The organism is Lichenibacterium dinghuense, assembly GCF_021730615.1.
GTDB classification, from domain to species: Bacteria; Pseudomonadota; Alphaproteobacteria; order Rhizobiales; family Beijerinckiaceae; genus Lichenihabitans; species Lichenihabitans dinghuensis.
The window spans coordinates 900,156-911,640 of the sequence record NZ_JAJLMN010000001.1; the positions used below are offsets into that span (position 1 = coordinate 900,156).

Sequence of the window (11,485 nt, forward strand, 5' to 3'; positions counted from 1 at the left end):
TCAGGCGCCCGTCCGCGCGGGGGCCGGCTCGGCGACCTCGCGGCCCGCGCCGCGCCGCTCGGGCCCTTCGCGCTCGGCGAGGAGCCTGACGTCGCGCGCGAGGTCGGCGACGCTGGCCAGCAGGGCGTCGAAGCGGCGGAGCAGGTCGGCGGGCGCGAGGGCGGGCGCGCCGCCGGCTTCGGCGACCCCGGTCCGCTCGCGCCACAGGGCGAGGTAGCCCTCGATGCGGGTGAGCGCCCGCCCGCGCTCGCGGCGCACGGCCGCCGCGCCCTGCCGGGCGCAGAGCGTGATCAGGAAGGCGCTGATGAGCGCGGCCACGCTGGTGAGGAACTTGAAGGAGGCGGCGTTGAGCAGCTCCACGATGGCGCGCTTGGCCTGCTCGGCGTCGCCCGAGCGGAAGCCCTTCGATGCGAAATAGAGCGCCACCACGAGGCCGACGAAGGTGAAGATGAGGCCGACCGAGGTGAAGTAGCCGGGCAGGCTGCGCATCAGGTCGTCGGGCTCGGCCGCGTCGCTCGGCTCGGCGGCGACGAAGCTGGAGAAGGGGCGCCCCGGCACGCCGCGCCCGCGCAGCGCGTCGGCCTGGAACGCCGCCCAGGCGGCCACGAAGGTGCCGTGCCGCTGCAGCAGCAGGCCGAGCGCGCCGCGGGCCTCGGCCCAGGCGGCCGGCGTCGCGGCCCCGGCCACCCGCGGCTCGGGCAGGTCGTTGACCCGGGCGCGCACGCGGCGCAGGGCGCCCAGGGCGGGCCGGAGCACGGCCACCTGATAGACCGCGCAGGCGGCGAGGCCGGCCAGGAAGATCAGAAGCGCGGCGCAATACACGAAGGCGGGGTTGTTGATGAGCTCGACCAGCGGCACCAGCACGGGCCGCGCCAGGCCGAGCACGGCGAGGGCCAGCGAGGCCTGGATCGCGCCGGAGCTCAGCACCGCGTAGGCCAAACACGCCGCGACCGCGAACCCCAGCGCCAAACCTGCCCTCATCGCGTCCCGCTCCAACTCCGTCGGCCCGATCGCCCACCCGGCTTGTAAGGGCATCGCCGGTCGGCCGGAAGGTGGCGCCGGGTGAAATGTGCCGTGGCGGTCCACGCGGCGCGTGTGGGGCGGGCCGATCAGACCGGCGCGGGACCGGCGGGGGAGCGGCGCCTCAGCGCGGCCGCATCATCACAAACTTCTCCGCTTCCGTGACCCTGAAGTAGTCGCCGGGCCCGCCGCCGCGCAGGATCGGCCCGGCCAGCGCCGTCTGGTACACGCCGTCGCGGATCAGCGCCCGGTCGATGTGGACGGCCACGACCTCGCCGAACACCATCCAGCTGTCGACCTCGCGGCCCGCGGCGGTCTTGAGGCGCAGGATCTCCGACACCTTGCACTCGAACGAGACCGGGCTTTCGGCGACGCGCGGCGCCCCGATCAGGCGCGACGGCGCGGGGGTGAGCCGCGCGAGGTCGAACTCGTCGACGCCGGCCTCGACGGCGGCGCAGGAGGCGTTCATGGCCTCGGCCAGCGCGAAGGTGGACAGGTTCCAGCCGAACTCGCCCGTCGCCTCGGCGTTGCGGAGGCTGTCCTTGCGGCCCACCGAGCAGAAGCCAACGATCGGGGGCACGTAGTTGAAGGCGTTGAAGAAGCTGTAGGGGGCGAGGTTGCGCCGCCCGTCCCCGTCCACCGTGGAGATCCAGCCGATGGGGCGCGGGCCCACGATGCTGTTGAACGGGTCGTGGGCGAGGCCGTGGCCCTTGGCGGGCTCGTAGAAGTGCATGTCGTGGGCCATGGGGGTCGCCTCGGTCGGGGGTCGGCCCGTGCCTACCCCATCCCCGCCCCGCAGGGCAAAGGGCCGTCACGGCACGACGTCGACGTCCACCGTGATGTGGGAGGTGCCGCGGAGGATGCGCTCCGCCATGATCTCGCCGCCCACCTCCAGCACGAAGCGGTCGGGGCCGACGTAGCCCTTCTGCGAGGCGTAGCCCCAGCTCGTCAGGCCCTGCGTCCCGGCGCGCCCGTGCGCGGCCTGCTCCGAGATGGCGAGGTGGTTGACCCCGCCGGCGCTGACGGTGCGGCCGCGGCCGCCCTGGGTGAAGGGCACGCCGCACACGGCCCCGCTCTTCACCACCATGCGGGTCGAGCCGTCGGAGCCGAAGAACAGCTGGTAGGGGGTGACCTGGCAGTTGGCCGCGAAGGCCGGCGCGGCGGCGGACGACAGCGCGGCGACGAGCGCGAGGCGGGACAGGGTCAAGGCGGGCACCGTTCCGATCGGGGTGTGACCTCATCGCCCAACAACTGCGGGGCGGCGAAGTTGCTGCGATCGACCGATTTTTCCACTCTGGAGGTGCTCCGACGGAAAGTGTGACTTTTTTATCGCAATCGGCCGGGCGAGCCTGGACGCCGCCTCGCTCCGCACCCACATCGGGGTCATGCCGGCCGCCGCAACGGGGCCGGGCTTTGTCGGACGACCCGCGCCGCTCCGGGGCCGGGTCGCCATGGAGGCGTAAACCCATGAACTTCGAGAAATTCACCGAGCGCTCGCGCGGCTTCGTGCAGTCGGCCCAGTCGCTCGCGGTCCGCGAGGGCCACCAGCAGTTCACCCCCGAGCACGTGCTAAAGGTGCTGCTCGACGACAACGAGGGGCTCGCCGCGGGCCTGATCGACCGCGCCGGCGGCCGCTCGCGCGACGCCATGCAGGCCACCGAGGCCGCCCTCGCCAAGCTCCCCAAGGTGAGCGGCAACGGCGCCGGCCAGGTCTACCTCGCCCCCGCCACGGCGCGCCTGTTCGGCGAGGCCGAGTCGATCGCCACCAAGGCCGGCGACAGCTTCGTCACCGTGGAGCGGCTGCTGCTCGCCCTCGCGATCGAGAAGAACACGGAAGCCGGGCGCATCCTGGCCGCCGCCGGCGTGACCCCGCAGACGCTCAACGCCGCCATCGAGGACCTGCGCAAGGGCCGCAAGGCCGACAGCGCCTCGGCCGAGAACGGCTACGACGCGCTGAAGAAGTACGCCCGCGACCTCACCGAGGCGGCGCGCGCCGGCAAGCTCGACCCCGTGATCGGCCGCGACGAGGAGATCCGCCGCTCGATCCAGGTCCTGTCGCGCCGCACCAAGAACAACCCCGTGCTGATCGGCGAGCCCGGCGTCGGCAAGACCGCCATCGTCGAGGGCCTGGCGCTGCGCATCGTCAACGGCGACGTGCCCGAGAGCCTGGAGGACAAGCGCCTCCTGTCGCTCGACATGGGCTCGCTGATCGCCGGCGCGAAGTACCGCGGCGAGTTCGAGGAGCGGCTGAAGGCCGTGCTCTCCGAGGTCACGGCCGCGGCGGGCGGCATCATCCTATTCATCGACGAGATGCACACGCTGGTCGGCGCCGGCAAGGCGGACGGCGCCATGGACGCGTCGAACCTGCTGAAGCCCGCCCTCGCCCGCGGCGAGCTGCACTGCGTCGGCGCCACCACGCTGAACGAGTACCGCAAGCACGTCGAGAAGGACGCCGCGCTGGCGCGGCGCTTCCAGCCCGTCTTCGTGTCCGAGCCCACCGTCGAGGACACGGTGTCGATCCTGCGCGGCCTCAAGGAGAAGTACGAGCTCCACCACGGCGTGCGCATCACGGATGCCGCGATCGTGGCGGCCGCGACCCTGTCGAACCGCTACATCGCCGACCGCTTCCTGCCCGACAAGGCGATCGACCTCGTCGACGAGGCGGCCTCGCGCCTGCGCATGCAGGTGGACTCGAAGCCCGAGGAACTCGACGAGCTCGACCGCCGCATCGTGCAGCTCCGCATCGAGGCCGAAGCGCTGAAGAAGGAGCCCGACGCCGCCTCGCAGGACCGGCTCGGGCGCCTGGAAGGCGAGCTGCGCGCCCTGCAGGAGCGCTCGGACGCGCTGACCCTGCGCTGGCGCTCGGAGAAGGACAAGCTCGGCACCGCGCAGAAGCTCAAGGAGGAGCTGGAGGCGGCCCGCAACGAGCTCGTCCAGGCCCAGCGCCGCGGCGAATACCAGCGCGCCGGCGAGCTGACCTACGGCGTCATCCCCGACCTCGAGAAGAGGCTCGGCGAAGTCGAGGCCAAGGGCTCCGAGGTGCTGGTGAGCGAGGCCGTCACGGCCGACAACGTCGCGCAGGTCGTGTCGCGCTGGACCGGCGTGCCGGTCGACAAGATGCTGCAGGGCGAGCGCGACAAGCTGCTCGGCATGGAGAAGGCCATCGGGGGGCGCGTCGTCGGCCAGGCGGACGCCGTCAAGGCGGTATCGACCGCGGTCCGGCGCGCCCGCGCCGGGCTGCAGGACCCGAACCGGCCGATCGGCTCCTTCATGTTCCTCGGGCCGACCGGCGTCGGCAAGACGGAGCTGACGAAGGCGCTGGCCTCGTTCCTGTTCGACGACGAGGCCGCGATGGTCCGCATCGACATGTCGGAATACATGGAGAAGCATTCCGTCAGCCGGCTGATCGGCGCGCCCCCCGGCTACGTCGGCTACGAGGAGGGCGGCGCGCTGACGGAGGCCGTGCGGCGCCGACCCTACCAGGTCGTGCTGTTCGACGAGATCGAGAAGGCGCATCCGGACGTGTTCAACGTCCTCCTGCAGGTGCTCGACGACGGGCGGCTGACGGACGGGCAGGGCCGCACGGTCGACTTCCGCAACGTGCTCATCATCATGACGTCGAACCTCGGCTCGGACTACCTCGCCGGGCAGAAGGACGGCGAGGACGTCGCGGCGGTGCGGGACCAGGTGATGAACGTGGTGCGCGGCCACTTCCGGCCGGAGTTCCTGAACCGCGTCGACGAGATCATCCTGTTCCACCGGCTGCGCCGGGACAACATGGCGGCGATCGTCGACATCCAGTTCGGGCGGCTCCAGCGCCTGCTGGCCGACCGCAAGATCACGCTCGACCTCTCGCCCTCGGCGCGGGCGTGGCTGGCCGACAAGGGCTACGACCCGGTCTACGGGGCGCGCCCGCTCAAGCGCGCCATCCAGAAGGCCGTGCAGGACCCGCTCGCCGAGCTGATCCTGTCGGGCGAGGTGCACGACGGCGCCCACGTGCCGATCGAGGCGGGCCGCGACGGGCTGCGCATCGCCGGCCACGGCGCCGAGCCGGCCGAGGACGGCGAGCACGACGGCCGCGTGGTGAGCTTCCCGCGCGGGGCGTGACGGGCGGGGGGCGGCGGCTGGACCTCGTCCGGCCGCATCCGGTCCGCCCCCCTCCACCACGAGCGGCATGGTCGAGGGGACCGACCGGGCGTGTCCCCTCGGATTCGATCTCACGAGGTCGTATCTCTCATCCGCCCTCATCCTGTGCCGGCCCGCAGGGCCGTGTCGAAGGACGCAGGAGCGGGCAGTCGCTGCGGAGGGCGCCTGGGTCCTTCGACACGGGGCCCTTGGCCCCGGCTCAGGATGAGAGGGGTCGAGAAGACAGGTCGAGGGAACCCTCGCCGTTGGTCCCATCGCCCTCCCTGGCATCACAAGCCTTCCGCCAGCACCCTCAGAATGATCGCCGCCGAGGCCGCGCCCGGGTCGACGTGGCCGAGCGCGCGCTCGCCGAGCCGCGACGCCCGGCCCTTGGTGGCCGCCATCGCCTTCGTGGCTTCGGCGCCGGCCGCCGCCGCCTCCGCCGCGGCGCGCAGGCAGGCCTGGAGGTCCGAGCCCGCCGCGGCGGCGCGCTCCGCCGCCGCGGCGGCCGGCGCCCAGGCGTCGAGCATGGTCTTCTCGCCGGGCTGGGCCTTGCCGCGGTCGGCGACGCCCTTCGCCATCGCGGCGAGCGCGCCCACAACGTCGTCGCGGCCGAGCGCCGCCCGGCCCTTCACGGCCGCCGCGGCGCGCAGGAAGGCCGTGGCGTAGAGCGGGCCCGTGGAAGCCCCGACCGCGTCGAGGAAGCTCCGGGCCGCCGCGGCGAAGACGCCGGCGGGGTCGGCGGGCGGGCTCGCCTCCAGGGCGCGCGACACGGCCGCGAAGCCCAGCGCCATGCCGATGCCGTGGTCGGCGTCGCCGATCACCCCGTCGAGCCGGCACAGCTCGCCCTTCTCGGCCTCGATCGCGTCCCGCACGGCGCCGAGCGCCCGCACGAGGTCGCCCGCGGTGATCTCCCTCATGGCGCCCTGCCTCACACCCGGAACTGCGCGGCGTCGGCCGGGCGGTCGAGCAGCGGGGTCAGCTCGTCGTCAAGCCACATCAGCGTGATCGAGGCGCCCGCCATCTCCAGCGAGGTGCAGAAGGCGCCGACCCAGCTCCGGTGCACCGCGACGCCCCGCGCGTCGAGCCGCTGCTTCACCCGGCGCTGCAGCACGTAAAGCTCCATCATGGAGGTCGAGCCGAGCGAGTTCACCATCACGGCCACGCTGTCCCCGGCCTTCGCGCCGCATTCGGCGAAGATGCGGTCGAGCATGTCGTCCGCCACGGCGTCGGCGGGCCGCAGCGGCGCGCGCAGGACGCCGGGCTCGCCGTGGATGCCCATGCCGACCTCCATCTCGCCCTCGCCGATCTCGAAGTTCGGCGTCAGCGTCTGCGGGAGCGAGCAGGGGGACAGCGCCACGCCCACCGTGAAGGTGCGCGCGTTCGCGCGGCGCGTCAGGCGCTCGACCTCGGCGAGCGGCAGCATGGCGTCGGCGGCGGCCCCCGCCACCTTGAACACGAAGGCGTTGCCGGCGACGCCGCGCCGCTCGGCCTCGCGGCCCTGCGGTGCCGAGGCGACGTCGTCTGTCGTCACCACGGTGCGGACCTCGATGCCGTCGAGCTCGGCCAGCTCGACCGCCATGTCGAAGTTCATGCAGTCGCCGGCGTAGTTGCCGTAGAGGTAGAGCACGCCGGCGCCGCCGTCGGCCGCGCGGGTCGCGGCGAGGATCGGATCGGGCGGCGGGGACGCGAAGACGTTGCCGACCGCCACCGCGTCGGCGAGGCCGCGGCCCACCAGCCCCGCGAAGGTCGGCTCGTGGCCCGAGCCGCCGCCGACCACGATGCCCACCTTGCCAGGGCGCGGCCCGTCGGCCGCCACCAGGGCGCGGCGGTGGCCCTCGGCCCGGCGCAGGTGGCGCGGATGCGCGGCCAGCATGCCCTCGACCATCTCGTCCACGACGGCGTCGGGTTCGTTGATCAGCTTCTTGGTCGTCATGATGCCCTCCCGTGGTGCGAGATCAGCACGGGGCGCCGGCGGCGTCGAGCCCGGCGCCGGGGAGCGGCCGCGCCCACGCCGGATCGAGAAGGCGCTTGACGGCCGGTCCGCGTCGTGAAAGTTTTTACACAACGAGAATGATTTTTCAGGGTGGGACCGAGTGAGCCGCGCGCAGGAGCCCCCTTTCCTCGCAGAGGACGACGCCAGCCTGGCGGCGCGGGCCGCGTGGCTGCACCACGTCGGGCGGCTGACGCAGAGCGAGGTCGCCACCCGGCTCAACGTGCCCAACGTCAAGGCCCACCGCCTGATCGCCCGCGCGGGCCGCGAGGGCATGGTGCGGGTCTTCGTCGACGGCGAGATCGCCCGCTGCGTGCAGCTGGAGCAGCAGCTCTGCCGGGCCTACGGCCTCGCCTTCTGCGAGGTGGCGCCCAACCTCGACGACGAGCCGATGCCGCTGCGCGCGCTCGGCGTGCTCGGTGCCCGCTACCTCCGCCTCGTCTGCGAGCGGGGCACCGATCCGGTGATCGGCCTCGGCAACGGCCGCACGCTCGCGGCCTGCGTCGAGCACCTGCCGCGGGTCGACGCGGGGCGCATCAAGTTCGTGTCGCAGCTCGGCGGCTTCTCGCGCCGCTTCGCCGCGAACCCGTTCGACGTGATCAACCGCATCGCCGAGCGCACGGGCGCCGAGGCCTACGTGCTGCCCGTGCCCTTCGCGCTGAACTCGCCCGAGGACCGCGCCGTGCTGATGGCGCAGCGCGGCGTCGAGGAGGTGTTTGCCCTCGCCCGCGGCGCCTCGCTGCGCTTCACCGGCATCGGCACCGTGGACGGGCACGCGGCCTCGCTCGGCATGTCCGGCATGATCGAGCCGGAGGAGTTCGACGAGGCGGCGCGGGCCGGAGGCCGCGGCGAGATCCTCGGCCACTTCTTCGACGAGGCCGGCCGCTGGGTCGAGACGGACCTGTCCGGCCGCATCGCCGCGATGGGGCCGGACGACCTCCGGAGCGGCAAGCTCGTCGCCGTGGCGGGCGGCGCCGGCAAGCCGGCCGCGATCCGGGCCGTGCTGTCGAGCGGGCTGCTGCACGGCCTCCTGACCGACGAGAGCACCGCCGCGGCGCTGCTGGGACCGCAGTTCAAGCTTTGAAGCCCGCGCGAGGGCGGAACGCCCCGCGACACCGAGGGAGGGAGATCGGAATGAGCAAACGCACCGCCCCCTCGCGCCGGGAGGCCCGCCGGTGACGCGCGACCTCGTCGTCGGCGTCGACGCCGGCACCTCCGTCATCAAGTCGATCGCCTTCACGCTCGCGGGCGAGCAGGTGGGCGTGTGCGCCCGCCCCAACCGCTACGCCACGGTCGAGGGCGCCGGCGCCGAGCAGGACATGGCGGCCACCTGGGCCGACGCGGCCGCGACGCTGCGCGGCCTCGCCGCCGAAGTGCCGGACCTCGCGTCCCGCGTCGCCGCGATCGGCGTCACGGCGCAGGGCGACGGAACCTGGCTGGTGGACGCGGAGGGCGAGCCCGCCGGCCCGGCGCTGATCTGGCTCGACGCCCGCGCGGCCGGGGTCAACGAGGCGCTGCGCGCGTCCCCGGCCGGGCGCCGCCACTTCGAGAGCACCGGCTCGGGCCTCGCGGCCTGCCAGATGGGCCCGCAGCTCCTGTGGCTGGAGCGGCACCGGCCGGACGTGATGGCCCGCGCCGCGACCGCCTTCCACCTCAAGGACTGGCTCTACTTCAAGCTCACCGGCATCCGCGCCGCCGACCCGTCCGAGGGCGTCCACTCCTTCGGCGACTTCCGCACGATGGACTACGCCCCGGCGCTGCTCGACGAACTCGGGCTCGGCGCGCGGCGCGGGCTGCTGCCGCCGGTGGTGGACGGCGCCGGCCGCGCCGGGCGCATGAGCCGCGCCGCCGCGGCGGAGGTCGGCCTCGGCGAAGGGCTGCCGATCGTGCTCGGGCCCATCGACATCGTGGCGACCGGCCTCGGCGCCGGGCTCTACGACCCCGAGCGCGACACGGGCTGCACGATCGTCGGCTCGACCGGCATGCACATGCGCATCGCCCGCTCGGCGGCCGCCGTCCGGCTCAACCGGGAAAGCACCGGCTACACGCTGGCCTTCCCGGTGCCGGGCACCTTCGCCCAGCTCCAGAGCAACATGGCCTCGACGCTCAACATCGACTGGCTGGTCGACCTCGCGCGCGGCGTGCTGCGCCAGCACGGCGTCGAGAAGAGCCGCACCGACATCTTCCTCGACCTCGACGACCACGTGCTGCGGGCCGAGGCCGGCGCGATCCTGTACCACCCCTACATCTCGGAGGCGGGCGAGCGCGGCCCCTTCGTGGACGCCGCGGCGCGCGCCGCCTTCCACGGCCTGTCGGCCCGCCACAGCTTCAACGACCTGATGCGGGCCGTCTACGAGGGCCTCGGCTTCGCGGCGCGCGACTGCTACGCCGCCATGGGCTCCGTCCCGTCCGAGGTGCGCGTCACCGGCGGCGCGGCGCGCTCGAAGGCGCTGCGCATGATCCTGGGCGCCGCGCTCGGCACCCGCATCCGCACCTCGACGCGCGAGGAGGCGGGCGCCGCCGGGGCCGCCATGGTGGCGGCCGTGTCGACCGGCCTCGTCCCCGACATGGAGAGCTGCATCGCGCGCTGGGTCGACCCGACCCTCGGCGATGCGCAGGAGCCCGACGCCGCCCTCGCGCACCGCTACGACCGGCTATTCCCCGCCTACGTGGCGGCCCGCCAGGCGGCCCCGCCGGTGTGGCGGGCGATGCTGGCCGCCAGGGGCGGCGGGGACGCGCGGGATGACGAAGCGAGCCTGAAGGAGAGCGCGCCATGACGGACCACGGGATCGTCGACCTCGCCATCATCGGCGGGGGCGTCAACGGCGCCGGCATCGCGCGCGACGCCTCGGGCCGCGGCCTCAAGGTGCTGCTGTGCGAGAAGGGCGACCTCGCCGAGGGCACGAGCTCGCGCTCGGGCAAGCTCGTGCACGGGGGCCTGCGCTACCTCGAATATTACGAGTTCCGCCTCGTGCGCGAGGCGCTGATCGAGCGCGAGGTGCTGCTGCGCGCGGCGCCCCACATCATCTGGCCGATGCGCTTCGTGCTGCCGCACTCGCCCGAGCAGCGCCCGGCCTGGATGGTGCGGGCGGGCCTGTTCCTCTACGACCACCTCGGCGGCCGCAAGATGCTGCCCGGCTCGCGCAAGCTCGACCTGCGCTCGGCGCCGGAAGGGCGCGCGATCAGCAAGGATTACACGACGGCCTTCGAATACAGCGACTGCTGGGTCGACGACGCGCGGCTGGTGGTGCTGAACGCCCTGGATGCCAAGCAGCGCGGCGCGACGGTGCTCACCCGCACGGCCGCCGTCTCGGCGCGGCGCGGCGACGACGGGCTGTGGCTCGTCACCATGAAGGGCGCCGACGGCACGGAAAGCCGCGTGAGGGCGCGGGCGCTGGTCAACTCGGCCGGCCCCTGGGTCGAGGACGTGGTCGGCCGCGTCGCGGGCCGCAACACGTCCTACAAGGTGCGGCTCGTGAAGGGCTCGCACATCGTCGTGCCGAAGTTCTGGGACGGCCCGCAGGCCTACCTGTTCCAGAACGACGACAAGCGGGTGATCTTCGTCAACCCCTACGAGGGCAACCTGTGCCTCATCGGCACGACCGACATCCCGTATACCGGCGACCCGAAGGACGTCGCCATCGACCAGAACGAGATCGACTACCTGCTGCGCGTCGTGAACCGCTACGCGGCGAAGCCGCTGAAGCAGAGCGACATCGTCCACTCCTTCTCGGGGGTGCGGCCGCTCTACGACAACAACGCGGACGCCAACGCCTCCGCGGTGACGCGCGACTACGTGTTCGAGGTGGACGATCCCGAGGGCCAGCCGCCGCTGCTCTCGGTGTTCGGCGGCAAGATCACCACCTTCCGCAAGCTCGCCGAACACGCGCTCGACCGGCTGACCAAGACCTTCCCGCAGATGGGCCGCGCCTGGACGGCCGACGCGACGCTGCCGGGCGGCGACCTGCCGGACGCCGACTTTCCGGCCTTCCTGTCGGCCCTGCGCGCCGAGTACCCCTGGCTGCCCGCCGACCTCGCCGAGCACTATGCCCACCTCTACGGCACGCGCGCGCGTGCGCTGCTCGGCGACGCGAAGGGCCTGGACGCGCTCGGCCCCCACCACGGGGCGCTGCTCTACGGGCGCGAGGTCGAGTTCCTGCGCGACACCGAATGGGCGCTGACCCCCGCCGACGTGCTGACCCGCCGCACCAAGCACGGCCTGCACATGAGCGCGGGCGAGCGCCTCGCCTTCGAGCGCACCATGGAGGCGGCGTGAGCGCGGAGATCGAGCTGACGTCACCCTCCCTCATCCTGAGCAGGGTCCGGAGGACCCGTGTCGAAGGACGT

Annotated in this window: 9 protein-coding genes; 4 read left to right on the forward strand and 5 right to left on the reverse strand. The window is 73.4% G+C overall.

What is annotated here, in order from left to right; translation table 11 throughout:
* From L7N97_RS04335 to L7N97_RS04345, 3 genes are all read right to left on the reverse strand, one after another.
* Window positions 1-981, reverse strand: coding sequence for a hypothetical protein (locus tag L7N97_RS04335; protein WP_237477129.1), 981 nt, complete (start codon window positions 979-981; stop codon window positions 1-3).
* Window positions 982-1,144: 163 nt separating this feature from the next.
* Window positions 1,145-1,765, reverse strand: a complete 621-nt coding sequence (locus L7N97_RS04340; RefSeq protein WP_237477130.1) for a flavin reductase family protein — start codon at window positions 1,763-1,765, stop codon at window positions 1,145-1,147.
* Window positions 1,766-1,831: 66 nt separating this feature from the next.
* On the reverse strand, window positions 1,832-2,236 hold the full coding sequence (locus L7N97_RS04345; RefSeq protein ID WP_237477131.1) for a hypothetical protein: 405 nt from the start codon (window positions 2,234-2,236) through the stop codon (window positions 1,832-1,834).
* A 251-nt stretch (window positions 2,237-2,487) separates the two neighbouring features.
* Here L7N97_RS04345 and clpB point away from each other — a divergent pair, with 251 nt between their 5' ends.
* The gene (gene clpB / locus L7N97_RS04350) at window positions 2,488-5,127 is read left to right on the forward strand and encodes an ATP-dependent chaperone ClpB (protein WP_237477132.1); all 2,640 of its coding nucleotides are present in this window, start codon (window positions 2,488-2,490) and stop codon (window positions 5,125-5,127) included.
* 308 nt (window positions 5,128-5,435) lie between these two features.
* Here clpB and dhaL read toward each other — a convergent pair whose 3' ends face one another.
* Both dhaL and L7N97_RS04360 read right to left on the reverse strand, forming a co-directional pair.
* Window positions 5,436-6,065 (reverse strand): dihydroxyacetone kinase subunit DhaL, encoded by a 630-nt coding sequence (gene dhaL, locus L7N97_RS04355; RefSeq protein ID WP_237477133.1) that lies wholly within the window; start codon window positions 6,063-6,065, stop codon window positions 5,436-5,438.
* 11 nt (window positions 6,066-6,076) lie between these two features.
* Window positions 6,077-7,081 carry a dihydroxyacetone kinase subunit DhaK gene (locus L7N97_RS04360; protein ID WP_237477134.1) on the reverse strand — a complete coding sequence of 335 codons (1,005 nt, stop codon included), beginning with the start codon at window positions 7,079-7,081 and terminating at the stop codon, window positions 6,077-6,079.
* 160 nt (window positions 7,082-7,241) lie between these two features.
* Between L7N97_RS04360 and L7N97_RS04365 the strand changes: the two genes are divergently transcribed.
* The 3 genes from L7N97_RS04365 (at window position 7,242) to L7N97_RS04375 (ending at window position 11,414) form a co-directional block, all read left to right on the forward strand.
* The gene (locus L7N97_RS04365) at window positions 7,242-8,222 is read left to right on the forward strand and encodes a sugar-binding transcriptional regulator (protein WP_237477135.1); all 981 of its coding nucleotides are present in this window, start codon (window positions 7,242-7,244) and stop codon (window positions 8,220-8,222) included.
* Window positions 8,223-8,313: 91 nt separating this feature from the next.
* Window positions 8,314-9,915: an FGGY-family carbohydrate kinase gene (locus L7N97_RS04370; RefSeq protein WP_237477136.1), complete on the forward strand. Its 1,602-nt coding sequence runs from the start codon at window positions 8,314-8,316 to the stop codon at window positions 9,913-9,915.
* Window positions 9,912-11,414, forward strand: coding sequence for a glycerol-3-phosphate dehydrogenase (locus L7N97_RS04375; protein ID WP_237477137.1), 1,503 nt, complete (start codon window positions 9,912-9,914; stop codon window positions 11,412-11,414). Before L7N97_RS04370 ends, L7N97_RS04375 begins: the two co-directional genes overlap by 4 nt.
* Window positions 11,415-11,485 lie beyond the last annotated feature (71 nt).

What these genes read in the sequence shown, in the direction of transcription:
- L7N97_RS04335 (WP_237477129.1), bottom strand. Translation starts at nt 981, where the DNA reads ATGAGGGCAGGTTTGGCGCTGGGGTTCGCGGTCGCGGCGTGTTTGGCC.
- L7N97_RS04340 (WP_237477130.1), bottom strand. Translation starts at nt 1,765, where the DNA reads ATGGCCCACGACATGCACTTCTACGAGCCCGCCAAGGGCCACGGCCTC.
- clpB (WP_237477132.1), top strand. Translation starts at nt 2,488, where the DNA reads ATGAACTTCGAGAAATTCACCGAGCGCTCGCGCGGCTTCGTGCAGTCG.
- dhaL (WP_237477133.1), bottom strand. Translation starts at nt 6,065, where the DNA reads ATGAGGGAGATCACCGCGGGCGACCTCGTGCGGGCGCTCGGCGCCGTG.
- L7N97_RS04360 (WP_237477134.1), bottom strand. Translation starts at nt 7,081, where the DNA reads ATGACGACCAAGAAGCTGATCAACGAACCCGACGCCGTCGTGGACGAG.
- L7N97_RS04375 (WP_237477137.1), top strand. Translation starts at nt 9,912, where the DNA reads ATGACGGACCACGGGATCGTCGACCTCGCCATCATCGGCGGGGGCGTC.